Source organism: Paraburkholderia sp. TE9906 (genome assembly GCF_056279605.1).
Genome location: NZ_JBWCCT010000017.1, coordinates 119,841 through 140,936, shown reverse-complemented (window position 1 = coordinate 140,936; position 21,096 = coordinate 119,841). Strand labels below are relative to the sequence as shown.

Here is a 21,096-nt window from a genome sequence, read left to right as displayed (position 1 = left end):
CCGTCACGCGGGTTGTGATGCCGGTGTCCCCGCTTTAGCGCGGCAACGCCGCGCCGGCGTGCTGCGCGATCACGTCCCGATACCAGTGCGCGCTGTCCTTCGGCGTGCGCTGTTGGCTTGCGTAGTCGACGTACACCATGCCGAAGCGCTTGTCGTAGCCGGACGCCCATTCGAAGTTGTCCAGCAGGCTCCACGCGAAATAGCCGGCCACGTCGACACCTTTTTGTGCAGCATCCGACAATGCGGCCAGATGCAGGTCGTAGAACTTGATGCGGTCGGTGTCGCGCACGCGCCCGTTGTCCAGCACGTCTCTCGCCGCGCAGCCGTTCTCGGTGATGTAGATGGGCGGCAGCTTGTAGTTCGCGTTCAGGCCGGTCAGCAGTTCGGTCAAGCCTTGCGGATAGACTTCCCAGTCCATGTCCGTGAAGCCGAGTGCACCCGGCGGCCGCTTTTCACCGGATGCGCTCGCGAAAATGCGGGTGTAGTAGTTGATACCCAGAAAGTCCATCGGCGTGCCGATGATGTCGAAGTCGCCGTCGCGAATCACTTCTTGTGGGCCGTTCTCGCCGTACCATTGCAACGCTTCGGCCGGATACTCGCCCTTGAACAGCGGGTCCATGTACCAGCTGACGAACTTCGAATATTCGAGCGATGCGGCAGCCTGGTCCTTGGGCGAATCGGTCGCGCCGTGCGCCGGCGACTGGTTGAGCACGATGCCCAGCGGCGCCTTCACGCCGTCGGCACGCAGCGCCTGCAGCGCGAGGCCGTGCGAGAGCAGCAGATGGTGCGATACGTTGGCCGCTTTTTTCAGGTCTGCGTTGCCCGGCGCGAAATAGCCGGTCGCGTTGCCGAGCCACGCGGTGCACCACGGTTCGTTGTGAGTCGCAATCGACGCCACCCGGTCGCCGAGTACGCTGCCGATCTTGCGCGCGTAGTCGGCGAAGCGATAGGCGGTGTCACGGTTTTCCCAGCCGTTTTGCGCTTCCTGCAACGCGAGCGGCAGGTCCCAGTGATACAGCGTCGCGAACGGCTGAATGCCGCGCTCGAGCAACCCGTCGACGAGACGCTCGTAAAAGCCGAGGCCTTTCTCGTTGAACGTGCCGCGGCCGTCGGGTTGCACGCGCGGCCATGCGATCGAGAAACGATAGGCCTGCATGCCCAGTTCGGCCATCAGGTCGAGATCCTGCTCGAGACGATGATAGTGATCGCACGCGACATCGCCGTTCTCGCCGTTCACGACCTTGCCCGGCACGTTGCAGAACGCGTCCCAGATCGACGGGCCGCGGCCGTCTTCATGCGCTGCGCCTTCGATCTGATAGGAACTGGTGGCGACGCCCCAAACGAAGTCTTCCTTGAACCGATATGTCGACATAAATAATGTTGTCCTGAATAGTCATGCCCGGTGAGGGCTCGAAGTAAGCCGGATGAAACCGGATCAGGCCTTGACCGCGCCGGTCGTCAGACCGTCGATCAACCGGCGTGAAGTGAACGCGAACAGCATGAGCAGCGGGAGTACCGCAACCGCCGAGCCCGCCATCACCGCGCCCCAATCCGAATTGGTCGGGCTTTGCAGAATGCGCAGCGCGAGGGGCAGCGTGTACATCGACGGCGAGCGCAGCACGACGAGCGCCGACAGGAAGTTATTCCATGCCTGGATGAAGCTGATGAGCCCAAGCGTGCCCAATGCCGGTCCCAGGAGCGGCAGCACCACGCTCCAGTAAATGCGGAATTCGCCGCAACCGTCGATGCGCGCCGCCTCGATCAGCTCGGACGGAATCGCCGACGCAACGTACTGGCGCATCAGGAACACGCCGAGCGCGGCAGCCGCGCCGGGCACGTACAGCGCGCGAGGCTCGTTGATCCAGCCGAGCAGGTTCATCGTCATGAAGGTCGGAATCATGCCGAGGAACGGCGGCACCAGCATCGCCGTCAGCGCGACCGCGAACAGCGTCTTCTTGAAGCGGAACTCGTACATCGCGAACGCGTAGCCCGCCATCGACGTGACGAGCAGCGTCAGCAGCGTCTGCATCGTGGCTGTGTAGAAGCTCCAGCCGAGATTGCGCCAGAACGGGATGTGCCGCATCAGCGACGCCATGTTGTCCAGAAACGCACTGCCGAACCACAACGGCGGCGGCATCGAAAAGATTTCTGAACTGGTGTGCGTCGCGAATACGAACATGAAATAGAACGGCGAGAACATCAGCAGCGCGCCCGTCAGCACGATTGCATAGCCGGTATAGCGAGCCTTGTTATTGGACAGTGGCGACAGTTTCATCGCTGGTTCTCCTCGTTCATGCCGCTGCGGTGAAAGATGCGCGTGTTGAGCCACATCAGCGCGGCGATGGTGATGAACAGCAGCCACGCAATCGAGCTCGCGGTGCCGAAATCGCCGTCGTGGAAAGCCGTGCGGTACATGTAGACGGCCGTGGTCAAGCCCGATTGGCTGGTGCCCATGCCTTCGTTCGGCAGCAGGATGAACGGCTCTTCGAACAGCTGCAGACCGCCGATGATGGACAGCGTCACCGCGAAGAAAATCATCGGCTTGATGAGAGGGATCGTGATGCGGGTGAATTGCTGCCAGCCGTTCGCGCCGTCGATCTTCGCGGCTTCGTACAGATCCTTTGGAATGGTTTGCAGCGCCGACAGATAAAGCACCGTATTCCAGCCGACATAACGCCAGAAAATCACCACCGACACCGCCGGCTTGACGCTAGCTGGCTTGTACAGCCATTCGATCGGATGAGCGGGCACGATCCAGTGCAGGCCCGGCAATTTGCCGATCTCGGCAATCGCGAGATTGATCATGCCGAAGTCCGTCGAGTACAGCGACGAGAAGATCAGTGCGATCGCCACGCTCGACGTGATGAACGGCAGGAAATACAGACCGACGACGAAATTGCGCCAGCGGCGAAACGCGGTCTGCAGGAAAAACGCGAGCGGCAGCGCAATCAGATGTTGCGGCAAGCCGGACATGATGGCCATCGACGCCGTGTTGTAGAGCGACTTCCAGTACCACGGGTCGGTCAGCGTGAAGGTGAAGTTCGACAGGCCCACCCACTTCATGCTGGCGAGTCCCGCCGTCGCGTCCCAACTCTGGAACGACAGATACAGCGAGAACAGCAGCGGAAAAGCGATGAACAACGCGAACAGCGCGAAAAAAGGAGTGAGAAACAGGTAAGGCGCGATCTTCACCGGATCAATCAGCGACTTCTTGCGCGGCGCGCTCAGCGGCAGGCGCACGTCGGCGATGCGCCCGTCAGGGGCGGCCGGTTCGGGGGTGGGCAGCGAAAGGCTCATCGGTAGTTCCGTCCATCCAGTCTGGCGAGGCCGGCGAACGACGCCGGCCACGCTATTGCAAACTTCAGCACGGCGCGCGCGGCGCCGCGCCGCTTCCTCAACGCCGGACGCGGTGTGCGATCTGGTCCTGCGCTTCCTTCAGTGCCGTGCCAATGTCTTCGTTGCCGTCGACGACCTTGTCGAGCGCCGAGTGCACCGCTTCTTCGGCCACCTGGTCATACTTGCTGCGCTGGATCGACGGAATATGCCCGGCCGCATCGCGCCAGATCAGACGCGCCTTTTCGTTGCCGAGGAACGCGACCGGCTCGGCGAAGAAGCCGTCGTTCTGCGCGGCGAGCAGTGCCGGGAAAGCGTCGATCGAACGGAACGATGCGAGCTGCGTGTCCTGGCGCGTCGTCAGGAACTTGATGAATTCCCACGACATCGGCTTCTGGGTCGCCTTCACCGGAATCGCGTAGAACGTGCCGCCGAACGACGCGTACGCGTTGTTCGGAAGATTGGCCGCGCGCCACAGGCCCTTCGTATCCGGCGCGATCCACGACGACAGGTGGCCGCCGAGCCACGCGCCCATCATCTGCGTGGCGACGGTGCCGCGCTTGAAGCTTTCGGCCCATTCGTTCGACCACGGCGTGATCTTCGCGTCGAGGCCCAGATCGCGCGCCTTCTTCGCGAGTTTGAATGCGTTGACGAAGCGCTCCGACGTGACGACCGGATTGCCGGCCTTGTCGAAGTACACGCCGTCGCCTTCCTTCAGGTCGGCGCGAATGTAGATGTCCTCGATATCACGCGACGATGCCATCAGGTACGCGCCGGTGGCCTTCTTGATCTTCTGCCCGGCGGCGAGATACGAGTCCCATGACTTGTTCAGATCAGCTTCGGTGACGCCGGCCTTCTCGAGGATGTCCTTGCGATAGAACAGCGTGCCCGGGCCGATATCGGCCGGCATCCCGACGATCGCGCCGTCCTGCGTGGTGGCCTGCGCGAACGTGTAGCGGATGAACTGGTTCTTGTACTGGCCCGCGTTGTAGGGTGCCTTCGACAGGTCTTCGAGGCCGCCGCCCGCCGCGAACCGGCCGATGAAGCCGACTTCGACCGCCATCACGTCGGGCAGATCGGAGCTGGTCGCGAGCGCGGTGGTCATCGCGTTGTGGTGGTCGGCGATCGCCAGCGACGACACCTTGATATCGACGTCCGGATGGAGCTTCTTCCATGCGGGCAGCGCGTCCTTGATCTCCTGATCCAGCTTCGGGAAGACCGCGACCGTCAACGTGGTGTTGGCTTGCGCGCCGACTGCCGCGAGGCTGAGCAGCACGGCGGCGGCAGGACCTGAAAGGCGAAATTTCATTACTCGTCTCCTTTTGAACCGTTTTGTTGATTGCGTTCGGTTGCTTATTGCTTCTTCTTTTTGCTTCGTTTGCTTCTTTGTGCTTGCTTGCGTTTTACCTGAGAATTGTTAGCGGTAACTTAAAAACCCGACAGTTTTGAAAGCGCTTTCATGACGTTGCAAAAAAAATGCCCCTCGGGGTGCTGCAGCCTGATGGCTGCGAGATGTGCTAACTTCGCGCCGCTTTTCGCTTCGATGGAGGCGCGAGCCGGCAAGTGGTTTCCCGCGTCACGAGCGTGAGCGGAATCGGGTTCAGCGCAATGGGCTGCTTGCGGATCATCTGCACGATCCCCTGAGCCGCGAGGCGCCCGATTTCATAGGTGGGCTGGCGGACCGTCGTCAATGGCGGCGTCATATACGACGAGGTAGGCAAATCGTCGAAGCCGACCAGCGAGACGTCTTCCGGCACGCGCAGACCACGATGAAAAATCGTGAGCCGCGCGCCATAGGCGGTCTGGTCGTTCGCGCAGAAGACCGCACTGAACACGGGGCCGCGTGCGAACAATCGCGCCATCGCCGCCACGCCGCCCGTCTCCAGATAGTCGCCCTGTTCGACGAGTTCGGCGTCGAAGCCGATGCCCGCTTCTTCGAGCGCCATCCGGTAACCGTCGAGGCGCTCGATCGCATCCTCGTGATTGGACGGCCCAGCGATGAACGCGATCCTGCGATGGCCCTGCTCGATCAGATGACGGGTTGCGTCGCGCGCGCCCTGCACGTTGTCGAGCGGCAAGCTCGCGAGCGTCGCGCTGTTTTGCAGCGAACGTCCCAGCACGAGCAAGGGCGCATGCCTGGAGTATTCGTTGAGCGAGGGCTCGTCGAGTTGGGCATGCAACAGAATCATTCCGTCGACGCGGCGCGCGATGAATTGCTCGAGGCGCGCCATCTCGTCCTTGACGTTCCAGCGACTGCTGACGAAGAGCGCGGTGAAGCCCGTCTCCGACAGACCGTCTTCGATACCGCGCAGCCACTCCGCGTAAAACGGACTGGACACGGTTTGTGTGAGCACACCGATCGTGTCGGTCCTGCCGCTCGCGAGGCTGCGCGCCAGCACGTTCGGCCGGTAGTTGAATCTCGCGATAGCCTGCTCCACCGCCTTCTGCTTGGCCGGCAATACGCGCGCCGTGCCGTTCAGGATGCGCGACACCGTGCTGGGGGAAACGCCGGCTGCCCGCGCAATTTCCTCGAGTGTCACATTGGGTGGATTAGGGCTGTCGTCGATCATGTCCACAGCATACGATTTTTTGAAAGCGCTTTCAAACGTGAGTAAACCCTACCCGGTTGTGCATAAGCGCTGGGCGGGCGACCCAAAAAACAGCCAGTGCGACGAGGGTGGAGGATTGCGTCGCACCGGCCTCTCTAGTGAAGAGATATAAGCAGTACTTTAAAACCCGGAGATCACTACACTACGCACTACTCACTACTTGCCCGTTAAGGCAGGTCCAGCTTAGAACGTCGTCATGATGCCCGCGAACACGCCGGTCTGGCTCTGGCCGTAGTTCGGGTTGCTGTTGGACGACGTGTTGGTCGCCGCATCGAAGTTGTTGTTGCCGTACGGCCCGTTGCCCAGGTTCAGGTTCGACGTCGAGCTGTTGTGGACGTAGCCGGCTTCCGTGTAGAGGAAGGTGCGCTTGGACAGGGCGTACGTCGCGGCGAGCGTGAACAGCGTCGCGTTGCCGTTGCCGTTGTTCGCGTTCGCGTGGAACACCGCGCCCGTAATCGCCGTGGCATTGGTCACCTGCCACGCTGCGCCGACCCATTCGTGATTGACGCTGGTCGGTGCGCTCACGCCGATCGGCTGCGACGCGTCGCTCACGCCCATGCTCGAATTGGTTGCGTCGGGTGCGCTCAGATGCTGGTAGCCAGCGTACAGCTTCACCGGGCCGAAGACATACGTACCCCCCGCGAGGATGGAGCGCGAAGCCGAGTAGACGTTGTTGAACGAACCGTTCGCGCCGCGGACTTCGTCGTAAATCACGCGGAAGTCGCCGCTGCCGAACGTGTAGACACCTTCGACGGCGTTGGTGCGGCCCTGACCGGTCGGAACACCTTGCGCGTTATTCGGCGCCGAGTTCCAGCTCGTGTTGTTGGTCAGCGAATACTGTCCTTTGAGGACGAGGCCGCCAAGCAGCACCGGCGAGTTGTATTCCGCGCCGTTGTTGGCGCTTGCCCAGTTACGGCCGCGCACCAGCGTCGAGATGGCGTAGCGCTGCATCAGCTGTGGGTCCGTGCCCCAGCTGTCCTGCGACAGTTCGCCGGCGCCGAGGTTACCCATCTTGAACAGACCGAAACGGTCGTTGGTGAAGCCGACCGTGGCGTGGCGGCCGAACAGATTGCCTGCGGACGCGCCGGTCATCGTGTTCAGCTGGCCTTCCAACTGGAAGACCGCCTTGGTGCCGCCGCCCAGATCTTCGGCGCCTTCCAGGCCGAACCACGAGCAGCCCCAGTTACCGCTCTGAGCGGCCCATGCGTGACCACCCGGCAGGCCGGTCTCGTATTGAATACCGTTGTCGATACGGCCATACAGCGTGACGCTGCTCTGCGCGTGGGCCACCGTCGCAGCTGCCATCATGGACAAAGCAAGAACTTCTTTTTTCATTAGATATCCTATATACATTTTGGCGTCTCCAAGCCGCTCGGGATGTGCTGATTCACCGCACTCCCCGCTTTGCTGAAATGTCCGATACACATTTCGAGGCGATTATAGGTAGCGCCAATGCGCTGCGTATCGATCTTCCGTGTCAGGGAAAACGCTGTTGCACATAGCGGTTGCGCGCAATTCAATGACGAAGTAGCACGCGCTTCGTGACCATGACGCCGTGGTCATGTGCCTGGCAAATCCGTTTGAATCCATGCAACGAAAAGCCGCCAGAAGGACGTGCGCTGCCTGCCGGGCTGTTCGCGGGACGCCAGGAAACGTTCGAACACGCACGTGCGCCGATCTTGATGTTGTGCAAATGCAACGACGAACTGCGCGCCGCTTGCAGATTTCGAGGTACCGGTAACAAAAAATGTCGCCGTCACCCTCCTTCACACTCCCGGCAGTGACACGCGAGTCACCTGGCTGACGAACCTTCGAACCGCCGCTCTGGCCGCCGTCAGCAGGCCCCGGCTTTCGGGACTATGATCAACAGATACGACGCTGAGCCACGACTCGTGCTCCGTGTTGGCAGATCGCGAAGTGCGATCTCGTCGACGCATCCACGAGGGCTCGCCGCGCCATGCGGAAATCGCTCAATGGGTCTTCACGAGTGTGCTCCGGCGGCTTGGCGTCACGCCGTCAATCCAACGCCGCGTTCCCCACGATGAACGCGCAAGCTATTCGCCGGGCGAGAACAAAACCCCAAACGACCCGACAGACAAAACCCCTGATCGCGCCATCCATAGAGGCAGGCATGGTGCGCACGGGGATTTTTGTCATCGCCTTCCGCGGCCCCTCCCGTAGTGGACCGGAAGACCTGCTGCCGGCGTTCGCCGGCACAGTTGCCTCTCGTTAAGGAGCTATCGTGAAAATAGCCATTGCTTCCACTCTCGCATTGTTGATTTCCAGCGCTATCGCACCGGCGGTCCATGCCGAAGGCGATTCGTCGGCCGCCGACCGGCAACTCGCCCATAACGTTCGCGTCAGCTTTGCGCATAGCGGCGTCAGCCTGTCTCACGTATTCGTCTTTGCGCGATCGGGACAGGTCACACTGGTCGGATGGGTGCCCGAGGGCACGCAGGTCGCGCTGGCCGAGCAGAGCGCCCGCACCGTTGACGGCGTCACCTCGGTGAACAATCTGCTCTCGCGATCGGGGGGACGGTTGAATTGACGTTGAAATCAAACGATATCGCTGCGCGGACGACAAGCCAAACCGTCCGCGCGCTAAATAGTGGTCTGCTTCGGCAGCTTTGATCGCCCGGGAAATGGAACTGCGCTGGAACACCTGAACGACAGCGAGATCATGTCAGTGACTACACCAATCGCCCAACTTAAGCGGCAGCGCCCGCGGTGAGCACGGCGCCCGCAAGCGTTGCGCGGAACGTCAGTTCCTCGCGCGCAACGCCCGGCTCGACAGGACGGAGCCATCAAACGCGCACCGTCACCTCGCCCTCGCCCTCGCCCTCGCCCTCGCCCTCGCCCTCGCCCTCGCCCTCGCCCTCGCCCATCGGCAGTGTGATGCTTACGCCAGATTCCCCCGCCTGCATCGGCAAGCTGCCCGCATCCCGCACGCTATGCCGCCGACGTAGCACCAGACGCAACGGGGCTTGCACGCCTTCGTGCCGGACCCGCAGCATGTCGCCCTGACGGGTCACCCTCACATGCGTCACCGCCGTGCCGTCCAGATCGCGCAGGGTCACGGTGGCCGTTGCACCATCGCCCAGCTCGAACAGGTGCAGCTCGCTGCGTCTCGCGTAGTCGTAGTCGGCACGCTGATCCTCGGTGCCAAGCGCGAGCAGCGTATTGGGCCGCATGTAGAGCGGCAGGCTCGTGAAACCGTGCGACTCACGCATCCAGCGGCCGCCATCGAGTTGCTTGCCGCTGAATAGGTGCGTCCGGCGTCCCGCGGGCAGATAGAAGTCCACGTCGCCCTCGGCGTTGAACACCGGCGCCACCAGCAACGCATCGCCGAGCAGGTACTGGCGGTCGAGGTAATCGCAAGCGGGATCGTCGAGGAATTCCAGCAGCATCGCGCGCAGCATCGGCGTGCCATGATCGACCGCCTGTCTTGAAGCAATCCACCCCCATCTCCAGCAGGCGGCGCAAATGTCCCGCATACCAGCCGGCGGCGGCCGGATTGGTAAAGTCGACGATGCCCTGACCGGGCTGCCAGCGGTTCCACTGCCAGACGTCGCCGTTCGGCTTGCGCAGCAGGTAGCCCCTCGCCATGCCTTCGGCAAAGAGCGGCGACGGCGCGGCGGTAACGAGTGGCAATAAAGCCTGTACCGGTGACAACAAACTGTGGCCGACCTTCGAGTAACTTTGAAATTTATGCGTTATCGATGGGTTGTCACGCCGCTCTTCGCGCAGTGGCATGGCCGCGCGAGTTGTGACGTTACCCGCAACGGAAGCCAGCAATTTAGAGTGGTATGTTTGCACTCAATCCTCGTGATGCGGAGCGTCTCATGAATAGATTTGGAGAATTGACGGAACGCAGATTGACGCAGGCGCGTCGGCTGTTGGCAATCGCGCAAACCGGACTGCATTACGCGACGGAGGCATTCGACCGCGAACGCTACGAAGAGATACTACGCATTGCCCACGCCCAGCTAGCCGAACTCGCTAACATGCAAACAGAGGAGGTTGCGCAACTTTTTGCTCGCGAAGAAGGCTACGCCAATCCGAAGCTCGACGTCCGATGCGCGGTATTCACCGGCACTGGTGAAGTTCTGCTCGTGCGCGAAGCGGCCGATGGTCGCTGGTCCCTCCCTGGGGGATGGGCTGACGTCGGTGCCTCGCCGGCTGAGAACGCTGTACGTGAAGTTCGCGAGGAAAGCGGGTACGCCGTAACCATCAAGCGACTCCTCGCACTTTGGGACATGCCAAAACACGGGCACCCCCCATCTGTCTTTCACATCTGGAAACTTGTGTTCCTCGGAGAGATTGGCGCTTTGAGCGAGATTTCCGGCGTTGAAACGAACGCCGCCGGTTTCTTTCACATTGACGCACTGCCTCCGTTGTCGCTGGGTCGCATTTTGCCTCAACAGGTCCGGAAACTTTACCAACTCCAATGTAATGGGGGTGTGGAGTTTGACTGATTCAACTTTGCCACGATAGTTGGCGGCCGCTCGCGCCCACAACGGCGACATCGCATAATCTCTCCGAATGTGGATGCGATGTGTGTATCCTCCCAAGGTTGCCTCCTGGGGAAGCGCCTGTGAAATATCCACTGATTCTGGGATTCGGTATCGTCGCTATCGACGTCATCGTGTGGCGTTTCCGACTTCCTGCTCACGAGTTCTCGCGGCTCCTGATACGCCTTGCGCTTTTTTCCGTGCTGAGTTGGGTACTCTTTGGGTCCGGCCTGAGTCCATTCACACAAGCACCCGACCTGGGCGCGGTCGAACAGCACTGGTTAGGCCAGGTGCTGGAAATAATCTGGTGGTTGATGGCGGCGCGACTGCTCACCCTCTCCCTTGATACGCTGTTACTTCCAAGTGCGTGGCGACGGCAGCGGTTATTCTCGGATGTTTTCGGTGCTGTCGTATTTCTTGCCGCGATCGTGGCAGCTCTCGGTTTCGTGCTTGAGTTGCCGGTGCGTGGGCTCGTCGCCACATCGGGCGCCCTCGCCATCGTACTTGGCCTGGCAATCCAGAGCACACTCAGCGACGTCTTCGCAGGCATCGTGCTTAACACCACTGAACCTTACTCGGTTGGCGACTGGGTGATGATTGATGACGTTGAAGGCAAGGTGGTCGAGATGAACTGGCGCGCCACGCATTTGCTTACCGGTCAGGGAAACACGCTTATTGTTCCCAATGCTGTCGCCGCAAAGGCAAAGATTTCCAACAACAGCAGGCCAGCGAATGTTCATGGCCTGTCGCTGGTCCTGGAGATTGAGCCAGAGGCACGGCCTAAGACGGTGCTCGATGCATTAGGCCAGGCGCTGACCGGTTGCAACGCTATCCTTGCCGCCCCTGCTCCCTCGGCCCGCATGAAGCGTACTACGCTGAACTCGGTGCAATACGAGGTGGTTGGATTCGTCGACGATATGAACAAAAAGCTCAGCGCATCCAACGAGCTTTTCGACCTCTGTTATCGACATCTCGCCGCATCGGGCGTGGCACTGCGTGCCTTGGGGATGCCCGCGCCAACCCCTACCGCGCATGACGCCAAGGAAGCACTTCTAAAACGGGTAAGCCTGTTCGAAAGCCTGACAGGCGATGAAGTCACATGGCTTGCAGCGCGGCTTTCGAGACACGAATACCAAGCCAATCAACAAATCCTGACGTCTGAAGCAGTCCCGGACAGTCTTTCAATTGTCCACTCCGGCGTCCTTGCCGTTACCTTTGCTGAATCGTCCGGCAGCCGTGAAATTGCTCGTATTGGGCCGGACGAAACATTTGGCGAAACCGGGCTACTCGCTGGACTTCCCATGCATGTTTCCATTGCGACTCTTACCCCTTGCGTGCTTTATCAGGTAAGCAAGGACGATATGACTTCGTTCCTGAAAGAGCATCCCCAGGTGGCGAAGCAGATGTGCCGATTGCTGGCCTATCGTCAGGATGCGATTGGCAAACTAATGACAGCTATTCCTGCAGCGAAGGACACCGACCATTCGGTCTTCCAGTGGCTCTTCGACAAAGTTCGGCAACTGCACTCCCTGCGCGACGATTCGTGAATTTCTTGCGGATGCAGACGCTTGTCGTGCTTCTCCCAATGCAGCAACTCGCACGATGACCAGGTCGTGGTGGTGCGACGCTTGCCACCACGTCTGTATTATTGCGGTCCAACTTCATGAATCTTTAATGCTTCGATACCCAGGAGGCAAAGCCGCAGAAGGGCTTGAATTCAGCGGGAGCAGTACAGCGCTCTCCGGGAGGGCCTTACCGCCAGGTCGCCTGCCCGGTGTTGGTGGGCATCAGTGCTACGGTTTTGGCCGTCCTCGAACCCATGGCTTGCTGAGTGCGTCATGTTTCAGGCGCGGGGTCGTCACTTTCGGTTTGGGCAGCGAACCCATCCTTCATGGCGTAGTCTTACTTGCCAACGGTGAAGTGTTTCACCCGAAATCAATCTGAATCAGGCCCCGATGCGCTCGACTTTCACCAAATGGTTGTTCATCGTCTACCTTCTCGGTAGCGGGACGCTGTATTCGATGGTCATACTGCTCCTGTTTCCTTTCGTCGGCAGGGCTGGACGATACTGGCTGGCAAAACAATGGTGCCGGGCACTGGTGATTGTGATGCGCGTGCTGCCGGGAGTCTCATGTACGGTTGATGGGCTCGAACATATTCCTGAAGGGCCAGCGATACTACTGTGCCGTCACGAATCGACCTGGGAAACTCTCGCATTTCTTGCACTTTTCCCACGGCGGATCAGTTTCGTTTTCAAGGAAGAGCTTCTTCGTATTCCCTTTTTTGGATGGGTGCTGCGCGGCCTCGATATGGTCAGTCTGAACCGCGGCTCCGCTCGACAAGCTCACCAGGCTGTCACGCAAGAAAGCGCTGAGCGACTGGCGAAGGGAGACGTCGTGGTCATTTTCCCGGAGGGCACCCGAGTGCCCCATGATGCGCCGTTAAGGATGACATCGGGAGGCGTGCGATTGGCTTGCGCGACAGGCGTACCTGCTGTCCCGGTGGTCCTCAACGCGGGCAAGGTCTGGCCGGCGAAAGGCTGGCCCAGCGGCCGCGGGCGAATTCGTGTAGTTGTCGGGCCGGCCTTCTCCCCTCGAGACCTGTCACAGCAGGAACTGGGGCGAGCCGTTCACGAGTGGATGAGAGAAGAACTGCAGCGGCTTTGATACGTCATAAACCGGAATGGACTTGGACGGTGCGCACGGCCGATAGCACACGACTTCTGTCAACTTGAATGGCGTCGACACCTGCGTGCGGGAGGCGTTCGCCCGCCGCACAAAGAAGTCGCCGAATCGTTCAGCCTCTATCCCGCGACCATCTCCCGATCCTGTAAGTGACGAGATGTAGTTAGGTACAGACTTTGTTTTTCGCTAGCGTGGGGCTATGCCACTAAAAATCATAGATTCAGCGTAAGCGTCTGGTCAGCGGGCCTGGGACGGGAACCGGATGGCGTCACTGTCGCGCTCACGCAGCGTCAGCGGCCACACGCATGGCTCGCGCTGCACCGTAGGCCGCGACGAGGTCGGGAAATTGCGCGAGCAGCGCCTGCGCGAGGCGCTGCCCCAACGCATAGGCGTCGAGCATGAAGCCGGTCAGACGCGGTGCCAGGTATTCCGGCAGATCGCCCGCCAGCACGCCGCCCGAGATCGCGAGATCGCGTCCCGGTGTCTTGTCCAGTTCGTAAAGCTTGCGATAGGCGCCGATCGCCATGCAGTCGCTCTGGAACATGAGGGCGCCTGGCGGTTGCGCGAGTTGCAGCAACTGCTCCGTGATCAGATAGCCGCCACGCTCGGACAACTCGTTGCGCTGTATGTAGTCGGCGGGCACCTTCACCATGCCGCTTCATCGCTTTCTGCCGTGCGCGGCGATAGACATGCGCCTGCATTGCGTCGTTATCGGGGACACCCAGCGCGATGCACCGATGCGCCGATGCCCGAGCGCCTCGAGCCGCGCGACACCCGCGTCAGCCGCCGCTTCGAAATCGAGGTCGACCCACGCGTGCTCGCCGCCCGATTCGCTGCGGCCCAACGCAACGAACGGGAAATTGCGGCTCATCACGTAATCGAGCCGCTCGTCGTGCTGCCGCGTGCCGGCGAGGATCACGCCGTCGACGTGGCGCCGCTCGACAATGCGCCGCAAGCGGGCGAACTCGTCGTCCCATGACTCGCTCGCATACATGACGAGGTCCATGCCATGCTGGGCCAGCACCGATTGCAGTCCATCGGCCAGCGTCATGAAGACGCCGAGCGTGTATTTCTCTTCTTCGCGCCGCATCGGCAGCATCAGTCCGATGATGTCCAGGCGGCCCTTGCACAAACTCTCCGCCGACTTGCTCGGCGCATAACCGTGGGCAAGCGCCGCGGCGCGCACGCGCTCGCGGGTCTCGGCGCTGACTTCGTCGCTGTCGTTCAATGCGCGCGAGATCGTGGAAACAGAAAGATTGAGCTCGCTGGCGAGCTGTCGAATGCCCATGCGCTGGTCTGGCCAAGGTTGTAATCCGGCGAAGCTTATTAAACTGACGCCGCGCTGCCCTACGAGTTTGTGGGCACCGCGAAGGTTCGGCGTGCCGATGACGATGAAGCGTCGCGCGGTTGCTGCACGCCGTATCGGCTGCGCCGGATCAGTCAGGTTAACCCCGCATAGCGAAGGTCCGTGCCGCTACCTAACATCCCTATGTTACCGTTAACGTTACAAGTAGTTAAAGACCGCTCAAATCGAAAACACACCACAAGGAGACAAAAAGAATGCGCACTCGACGTCCCCCGCTACGCCTGCTCTGCATGGCCGCCGCCCTGTGCTCCGTTGTCTGGAGCGCCGGCTGCGCGAACAGCCAGGCGAGCGCCGCTCACGACGGCCCGCCCCTCGCCGCGGCGCCGGCAGAAGCACCGCCGCAACTGCGAAACGTAATGGCTGCGCATTTCAAGGTAGGCGCCGCGATCGAACCGGACTCGATCGACAACCCGGCTGACGCCGCGCTCCTCGCCACGCAGTTTTCGAGCTTGACCGCCGAGAACAAGATGAAGCCGGGCACGATCGGTGTCGGCGAGGGCAAGTACAACTTCGCGCCGGCCGACGAGATCATCGCATTCGCCCAAGCCCACGGCATCGCGGTGCGCGGGCACACGCTCGTTTGGCACTTCAGGAGCGGCGACTGGAAAGAAGCGCCGGACTGGTTCTTTGCCGGCGACCCCAACGACCCGCACTATCACGACATCGTCGCGGCACGGCTGCGCCGCTATGTAACCGACGTGGTCACACATTTCCGCGGCAAGGTCTATGCGTGGGACGTGGTCAATGAAGTCATCAGCGACGACCCGCATCAGGTCTATCGCGAAGACAGTCCGTGGTATCGCGCGCTCGGCAAGGATTACATTGCGATCGCGTTCCGTGCGGCGCGGGCGGCCGATCCGAACGTCAAGCTCTATATCAACGACTACAACACCGACGATGCAGGCAAGCGCGCGAAACTGCTCTCCGTGATTCGCGAGTTACGCGCCGAGGGCGTGCCGATCGACGGCGTCGGGCATCAGATGCACATCAGCGTCAACTGGCCGCCACTGCCGAACATCAAGCAGGCTATCGACGACGTCGCCGCGCTCGGACTCGAGAACCAGGTGACGGAGCTCGACGTGAGCCTCTATACCGACTCTGGCGAATGCTGGAGCAACCCGCATGCGTGCCTGCCCGACCTCGGCCGTCCGGTGCCGAACGACGTGATGCGCGCCCAGGCTCAGCGCTATCGTGCCGTGTTCGACCTGTTCGAACAGGAGTCGAGCATCAAGGCGGTGACGCTGTGGGGTTATACCGACAAGCACACGTGGCTGACGTCGACGCCAGTGCCGCGCAACAATCTGCCGCTGCTGTTCGCGGCCAACCTGCAGCCGAAAGCGGCGTTCTGGACGATCGTCGATCCGTCCTATCAGCCGTAACTTTCGCGTGATTCAAGAGACTGCGATGAGCGGGCGCAGTCTCTCGTCGATCGTCGACTACAGCGGCATCGGCTTGTCACGGCTCATAAGACCCGACCTCGTTGAGTTCCGGCAGCTCGTCAGCCGTTGCGTCCGGCTGCCCCGCGGCGGTTTCGTGAGAGCGCTCGGGCGACTTGACCACGGGATTCGGCAGCTTGCCGATGCCCTCGTCGATGCGCTCCAGCAGATACGGGAAGAACGGATTCGATGCGATCCGGAACATGGAGTCGAGCGTCAGAATCAACGTACCGCGTTCGCCGCGTGGGGCGAGCGTGCCCAGATTTTCGTTGAAATTTTCCTCGTCGTTCGGCGCGATGCCATAGAGCGCGTCCGTCACCGGGAACGGAATCGCGACGTGCGACAACGAAAAAATATCCTGCGGATACTCGATGTCCAAAGGCGTGACATGGGTCTCCACCTGGCCCGCATCGACACTGCGCGCGACGGTGTGGCTCGAGTCCGGCGATGCGTTCGCGATGACCGTGGTGCGATAGTTTTGCGGGCCGGTGCGCAGCAATCGTGAGAGCGCGGTATAGGACGCCACGCGCAGAAAGGTTCTGAATCTCACGCTGCGGTTCACGTCGAACAGCACGACTTCACTGCCGTTCTCGGGAAGCTGATCGTAAAGCGACGACATGACCGCAGGCGTGCTGACGGTGAAATCGGTCACGGACTGGAAGGTCAACACCGGCGGCAAGGCAACCAGCCTGTTCTCACGATGCAGCCGGTTGATCTGATCCTGAATCGTACTCGTGAGCAGATAGGATTGGCGCGCGCCGTTGACCGGGAATGAATTGTATTTGAATGGATTGAATTCCGGCACGATGCCGAGCCAGGCGGCCCGCGCGAATGCCGGGAATACCGCAGGCAAGCCGGCCAGGCCGGCAAAGCGGGCATAGCGGGTCACACCGATCATCGGCGAGATCAGCACGACACGCGTCGGACGCGAGAGCGCAGGATTCTCGATGGAGTCGAGCGCATATTGCAGCGCCAGCGCGCCGCCGTTCGAGAAGCCGACCAATTCCAGCGGCTTGTCCGGACCGATACGCCGGCGCGCTTCACGCACCGCGAGCCGCGTCGCGGCGGCCCATTCACGCCATTCGACGCGCGTCAGCCCGGCCGGCACCGTACCATGTCCCGGCAGACGGATGCCGATTGCGACAAAGCCCCGGTCCCGGTAGCGGCGCGCGATATGGCGCAAGCTGAAAGGCGAATCCGTCAGGCCATGCAGCATCACCACGGCCCCCACGGGCGGCCCAGACGGTTCGAGGATGTACGAGCGGTTCCAGTTCTCCGCGAACTGCTCTGGATAGATCGGCGAGCCTTTGTAATAGCGGTTCGACGGCACGCGCTCGGCTGGCTTCAGTTTCTCGACGACATTGACGCGCACGTCGTTAAAAATCCGCGCCTCCGCCTTCATGTAGGCATTCCAGTCGCCGGCGTCCATTTCCTCGATCGTCATTTCGCGCGGCACATAGGTATGCCAGACCGACAGGTCCGGAGCACGCTGTGCGTACCATGCGCGCATCCCTAGCGCGGCGATGATCAGCAGAACCAGAATCAATGCACTTATCTTTATTACCTTCAGCGACGTGCGTAGCATTCGTGCTCTCTTAGTGAGGATTGCACACTCTCGCAGACAGGCGTCTGCGCCGTGTGCTCATGCCGCCACCTCGACGGCGTTCAGGGGCTCGGGCGCGGGGCCTCGGCTCGCGGTTGTCCATCGTCCGATCATACGCGCTGGCCGGGCCTTGCAACGGCCTGCAAGGCGAAGGCCGTTCATCGAGCCGACGGAGCGAGGCTATTAAAGAGCGCCGTCATGGTTTTCCCAGTTTGGCTGCGATCACGGCGCGCGTTCGTTGCCTGTTCCCGCCTGGATATCCTAAGGTTTTTTATCCATCCGTTCAAACTCTTGTGTCGATCGGTGAATCGCTTCGGCGCTCGCCATGACCATTTGACATTTGCCCAGGAGGCCATGAAGTGCGATGGACTGGGCTACGAAGGGCGCAGGCGCCGCAATGGGCGGTGCTCGAAAGATGAATGGGGTGATCGGTGGCGCCGCACCTTGAATGCGAAACGCGACGTGAACACAATGGAAGGCTTTCACATTGCTTCGGCTTGCGGCAACTCGCCGGCGACGCGCAGAATCGGATTGCTGTTTGTAATGCGGCAGTAGGCACTCAGGCCCATGCCGTTAGATGGCCGGACGACTCGACAGCCGAACCGCCCGGCGTGATGCAAAGCGCGTCGACGCGCACTACGAACGCTGACGGGGCGGGGCGCACTGACCACTCCGCGTCCCGTCCGTCCTGGCGTCTTACTGTCGCCCGCCCCTGATATTGCCAGCCACCCCACCCGCCGCACCGCCAATGAGCGCGCCGGTCCATGCGTCGCCGCCCGAGATCGCCGCAATGCCCGCGCCGCCGGCCGCGCCGATCGCCGCGCCGCTCATCGTTCCCTGTTGTTGCGCGCTCATGTCCGTACATCCGACCACGGCCGCGAAAACGCCAATGCTCATGATCCATCCAAGTCGTTTCATGATCGTCTTCCTCATTGGTTTTTCTTCAGGCCGGGCATGACCATTTCAAACCACAGGGTCTCAATCACCGGGTGCTGGATTCTCGTCGGATTCGCGGCGTACCAGTTGTCGAGCCCCTGGCGCACGCTATCGAGAGTTTGACCTTGCATGCCTTTGGCGAAGCGCGGCGCGATATCGTTGCTATGGGCGGCCGTATTGCCGGCGTAGGCGCGCTCGATTTCAAGCACATTGGCGACGCCGACGAGATACGCCTTCTTGGCCTCCGGCGACGACGCGACCCATTGCTCGCCCGTCACAATCGGAATGCTTTCTGCGCGGGCGGCATTGCCCATCAGGACGAACGACAGACAACCCAGAGATAACAGCGTTCGCCATTGTGGTTTAGTTGCCATCACGTACTCCATGGAAGTTATGTTCTCCAGCAGCTTGCTGCCGACCGTCTCCGGCGGCGTCGATCGAATTGTGTCGAGAAATGGTCTGGGGGCTGTTTGGGTCTCCTTTTCAGACTCGACTTACGCAGTGAAGGCATCCGCTCCGGCGTTACCGGAGAGCTATTCCAACGATGCGCAGAATGACAGATGTCTACCCGGATCACTGGAATTGATTGCGGATACGACCGGTCGGCCGGCACAGTCAGCCAACCTGAACAACCGGCTCGATATAGAGTCTAGGGCCGTTTTCTATAATTTCCAAGCTCATTTCCACGCGGTCGAAACCACAGGGAACGATGATTGCCGCGCGTCGCAATGCAATACAATGGACCCGAAAGAAAGCGGCGCCGGTCACCGGGGGAAAAGAAACTGTCATTCGGCCATAGCGCGTTGAATTCAGTTCCAGTAGTAGTGCAAGCCGCTGATGACAGAAAATCTGTAAAGCTGCAAGAACTCCGATTGCGGGTTGCCGACATTCCATTGGCCGAATGCAAACAACTCGGCGGATGGACTCAATTTGTAGGTCAGTGACAATGCCAGATTTCCTCCATATGGCGTATCGAATGCCTGGATATAGCTCAGTGTCACATCGAGTCTATTGAACAGCTCCGTGCGGCCCCGCTGTACCAATACGTAACGTTGTCCGAGCAAACTCTGCTGCGCCTGCCCCAACAAACCGGCGGCCGCCGCATCGCCCATAGCAAGTGCGGTGTTGCCGGAGCGGATCGCGTTCTGATACGCACGCCTCTCGCCGCTCGCGGCTCGTGTAGCCGTCGCCGTTATAGAGCAGTTCCAGCGTCTGGGTCCATCGGGACAGCAGCGTGTAGCTTGCGCCCAGCAGCGCACTCACGCGCCATGTGCCGTCGTGTGTCTGATTCTGCGAGAGCGTCCAGCCGGCCGACGCCGTTGCCTGCTGTTCGGCAAATAGCGCGTTGCGCCCCTGCCCGACCGACCCATCTCCGTACAGCAACAAGCGCGACATTCACTGGATGGCAGGCATAGCTGTTCCTCCCGAATAAACATGACGAACATGATCTAGTCGTGCGTCATGTACCTCGCCTTGCAATTTGAAGCGCCATTTAGCAATTCCTACTTCGAGAAATTCTTTATATTGGCTCGCGGGATAGGTCTCAACAGCACGTTGCGTGAAGTTCTGGGCGGCCTCGAAGGTTTGGCAAGTCAGGAAATAGGACATAGCATTTGTGAGACCTATGAGATTCTTCAGGACACCGACATTCTGCGTCTCGCAAACAACTATTTCTCATTAACCATCTGGTGCAACGGATTCAGCCTTTTATTCATCGACTCTCGTACCCATATCTGCCAGCGTCAGAACAATTCCCAGCCTATCCAATAAGCATTGGGAAAATCCCGAAATAAGATGCGGAATCAGAAGATGTATCGTTCCGGTCAGGCGCCATCATTGATCGCGCCGGTTCCTCGTGATGGCGGGATGGAGCAGTGGAGCAGCTTGGCGGTCGGCAAACCGGCTTGGCCGTTAGTTGCGTTATAAATTCGGATCGGCAGCCACACACGGCATCGGCGCCGTGCCTGTCTTGCCGCGCATCTACTATTAACAGTCTTTAGCTTGTATTTTTGAAATACAGCGTATAGACTGTATAAACAATTTACAGGCTTTAGCCTGTCATGGTGCCAACGCACCTGCCGGAGAATCGCCGTGGACTATCCCATCAAAACACTGAGCCAGTTGCGGCCAATCCTGCAGGGCTACAGAAAGACCGCCGGTCTCACCCAAGCCGCGATGGCGAGTCATCTCGGCGTGACGCAGCAGACTTACGCACAACTCGAAGCCAATCCGGCGGCGGTCAGCGTGGAGCGGCTCTTCAAGGTCCTGCGGGTGCTCCAGGTCGATCTGAAACTCACTCAATCCGCTGGCGACTCAGCCGAAAACGCCGCTGCGGAAAATCCAGCATCCGCTCCCGCCGCCGCGCCTGTAGCAACTCGCACCACGTCCGCACGCCTCGTACAGAAAGCATCGGCCGTAGCAACGGGCGACGTAAAACGCAAAGCCCAATCGACGCGCAAGCAGACAACGTCCGCCGAAACGCCGGCGCGCATCAAAAGCCCGGCGAAACCCCGCGCGCGGACAAGCACGCGGGAAGTCGTCGGCCATGCCGCGTCTGAAGCCCAACGCGCCGCCGCGAAGGCGAGGCGCGTCAGCAAGAAACGGGAGAACTGGTAAGC

The 21,096-nt window shown here is 60.7% G+C and carries 21 protein-coding genes and 1 pseudogene; 7 read left to right on the top strand and 15 right to left on the bottom strand.

Translation table 11 applies throughout. The annotated features are described in order from the left end of the window. Positions 1-34: 34 nt before the first annotated feature. The 6 genes from ACZ9H4_RS31980 to ACZ9H4_RS31955 form a co-directional block, all read right to left on the bottom strand. Positions 35-1,372 (bottom strand): GH1 family beta-glucosidase, encoded by a 1,338-nt coding sequence (locus ACZ9H4_RS31980; RefSeq protein WP_408148928.1) that lies wholly within the window; start codon positions 1,370-1,372, stop codon positions 35-37. A 63-nt stretch (positions 1,373-1,435) separates the two neighbouring features. Continuing rightward, positions 1,436-2,275 (bottom strand): carbohydrate ABC transporter permease, encoded by an 840-nt coding sequence (locus ACZ9H4_RS31975; RefSeq protein ID WP_408148927.1) that lies wholly within the window; start codon positions 2,273-2,275, stop codon positions 1,436-1,438. Then, on the bottom strand, positions 2,272-3,297 hold the full coding sequence (locus tag ACZ9H4_RS31970; protein WP_408148925.1) for a carbohydrate ABC transporter permease: 1,026 nt from the start codon (positions 3,295-3,297) through the stop codon (positions 2,272-2,274). Before ACZ9H4_RS31970 ends, ACZ9H4_RS31975 begins: the two co-directional genes overlap by 4 nt. Before the next feature lie 97 nt (positions 3,298-3,394). Beyond that, positions 3,395-4,642: an ABC transporter substrate-binding protein gene (locus ACZ9H4_RS31965; RefSeq protein WP_408148923.1), complete on the bottom strand. Its 1,248-nt coding sequence runs from the start codon at positions 4,640-4,642 to the stop codon at positions 3,395-3,397. A gap of 208 nt (positions 4,643-4,850) precedes the next feature. Further along, positions 4,851-5,903, bottom strand: a complete 1,053-nt coding sequence (locus ACZ9H4_RS31960; RefSeq protein ID WP_408148921.1) for a LacI family DNA-binding transcriptional regulator — start codon at positions 5,901-5,903, stop codon at positions 4,851-4,853. Positions 5,904-6,125: 222 nt separating this feature from the next. Then, entirely contained in the window at positions 6,126-7,277 is a 1,152-nt protein-coding gene (locus ACZ9H4_RS31955) for a porin (RefSeq protein WP_408148919.1), read from the bottom strand. Between the two features lie 907 nt (positions 7,278-8,184). Here ACZ9H4_RS31955 and ACZ9H4_RS31950 point away from each other — a divergent pair. Further along, positions 8,185-8,490, top strand: a complete 306-nt coding sequence (locus ACZ9H4_RS31950) for a BON domain-containing protein (RefSeq protein ID WP_408148917.1) — start codon at positions 8,185-8,187, stop codon at positions 8,488-8,490. Between the two features lie 256 nt (positions 8,491-8,746). On the opposite strand, the gene ACZ9H4_RS31945 is transcribed toward ACZ9H4_RS31950, so the two are convergent. Together ACZ9H4_RS31945 and ACZ9H4_RS31940 are read right to left on the bottom strand one after the other, a co-directional pair. Further along, positions 8,747-9,361: a hypothetical protein gene (locus ACZ9H4_RS31945; protein ID WP_476122456.1), complete on the bottom strand. Its 615-nt coding sequence runs from the start codon at positions 9,359-9,361 to the stop codon at positions 8,747-8,749. Positions 9,362-9,395: 34 nt separating this feature from the next. Then, positions 9,396-9,695, bottom strand: a pseudogene (locus ACZ9H4_RS31940) (TIM-barrel domain-containing protein); the annotation flags it as partial. Positions 9,696-9,784: 89 nt separating this feature from the next. On the opposite strand from ACZ9H4_RS31940, the gene ACZ9H4_RS31935 reads away from it, so the two are divergent. From ACZ9H4_RS31935 to ACZ9H4_RS31925, 3 genes are all read left to right on the top strand, one after another. Then, positions 9,785-10,417 (top strand): NUDIX hydrolase, encoded by a 633-nt coding sequence (locus ACZ9H4_RS31935; protein ID WP_408148915.1) that lies wholly within the window; start codon positions 9,785-9,787, stop codon positions 10,415-10,417. Between the two features lie 119 nt (positions 10,418-10,536). Beyond that, positions 10,537-12,000, top strand: a complete 1,464-nt coding sequence (locus ACZ9H4_RS31930) for a mechanosensitive ion channel domain-containing protein (RefSeq protein ID WP_408148913.1) — start codon at positions 10,537-10,539, stop codon at positions 11,998-12,000. A gap of 408 nt (positions 12,001-12,408) precedes the next feature. Further along, a complete protein-coding gene (locus ACZ9H4_RS31925) occupies positions 12,409-13,119 on the top strand; it encodes a lysophospholipid acyltransferase family protein (RefSeq protein WP_408148911.1) in 711 nt (236 codons plus the stop codon). Between the two features lie 298 nt (positions 13,120-13,417). On the opposite strand, the gene ACZ9H4_RS31920 is transcribed toward ACZ9H4_RS31925, so the two are convergent. Together ACZ9H4_RS31920 and ACZ9H4_RS31915 are read right to left on the bottom strand one after the other, a co-directional pair. After that, positions 13,418-13,789 carry a substrate-binding domain-containing protein gene (locus tag ACZ9H4_RS31920; RefSeq protein WP_408148909.1) on the bottom strand — a complete coding sequence of 124 codons (372 nt, stop codon included), beginning with the start codon at positions 13,787-13,789 and terminating at the stop codon, positions 13,418-13,420. A 6-nt stretch (positions 13,790-13,795) separates the two neighbouring features. After that, entirely contained in the window at positions 13,796-14,425 is a 630-nt protein-coding gene (locus tag ACZ9H4_RS31915) for a LacI family DNA-binding transcriptional regulator (protein WP_408148907.1), read from the bottom strand. Between the two features lie 272 nt (positions 14,426-14,697). Here ACZ9H4_RS31915 and ACZ9H4_RS31910 point away from each other — a divergent pair, with 272 nt between their 5' ends. Next, the gene (locus tag ACZ9H4_RS31910; protein ID WP_408148905.1) at positions 14,698-15,882 is read left to right on the top strand and encodes an endo-1,4-beta-xylanase; all 1,185 of its coding nucleotides are present in this window, start codon (positions 14,698-14,700) and stop codon (positions 15,880-15,882) included. A gap of 76 nt (positions 15,883-15,958) precedes the next feature. Here the strand turns inward: ACZ9H4_RS31910 and ACZ9H4_RS31905 are convergent, their stop codons facing one another. From ACZ9H4_RS31905 to ACZ9H4_RS31895, 3 genes are all read right to left on the bottom strand, one after another. After that, positions 15,959-17,524, bottom strand: a complete 1,566-nt coding sequence (locus ACZ9H4_RS31905; protein WP_408148903.1) for an alpha/beta hydrolase — start codon at positions 17,522-17,524, stop codon at positions 15,959-15,961. Positions 17,525-18,238: 714 nt separating this feature from the next. Then, on the bottom strand, positions 18,239-18,460 hold the full coding sequence (locus ACZ9H4_RS31900) for a hypothetical protein (RefSeq protein ID WP_408148901.1): 222 nt from the start codon (positions 18,458-18,460) through the stop codon (positions 18,239-18,241). Positions 18,461-18,471: 11 nt separating this feature from the next. Then, a complete protein-coding gene (locus tag ACZ9H4_RS31895; protein ID WP_408148967.1) occupies positions 18,472-18,852 on the bottom strand; it encodes a hypothetical protein in 381 nt (126 codons plus the stop codon). Between the two features lie 10 nt (positions 18,853-18,862). Between ACZ9H4_RS31895 and ACZ9H4_RS31890 the strand changes: the two genes are divergently transcribed. Beyond that, positions 18,863-19,285: a hypothetical protein gene (locus ACZ9H4_RS31890; RefSeq protein ID WP_476122455.1), complete on the top strand. Its 423-nt coding sequence runs from the start codon at positions 18,863-18,865 to the stop codon at positions 19,283-19,285. 2 nt (positions 19,286-19,287) lie between these two features. Here ACZ9H4_RS31890 and ACZ9H4_RS31885 read toward each other — a convergent pair whose 3' ends face one another. Both ACZ9H4_RS31885 and ACZ9H4_RS31880 read right to left on the bottom strand, forming a co-directional pair. Continuing rightward, positions 19,288-19,590 carry a hypothetical protein gene (locus tag ACZ9H4_RS31885; RefSeq protein ID WP_408148899.1) on the bottom strand — a complete coding sequence of 101 codons (303 nt, stop codon included), beginning with the start codon at positions 19,588-19,590 and terminating at the stop codon, positions 19,288-19,290. Positions 19,591-19,873: 283 nt separating this feature from the next. Beyond that, positions 19,874-20,086, bottom strand: a complete 213-nt coding sequence (locus tag ACZ9H4_RS31880; protein WP_408148897.1) for a hypothetical protein — start codon at positions 20,084-20,086, stop codon at positions 19,874-19,876. Between the two features lie 483 nt (positions 20,087-20,569). Here ACZ9H4_RS31880 and ACZ9H4_RS31875 point away from each other — a divergent pair, with 483 nt between their 5' ends. Beyond that, positions 20,570-21,094, top strand: a complete 525-nt coding sequence (locus ACZ9H4_RS31875; RefSeq protein ID WP_408148895.1) for a helix-turn-helix transcriptional regulator — start codon at positions 20,570-20,572, stop codon at positions 21,092-21,094. Positions 21,095-21,096 lie beyond the last annotated feature (2 nt).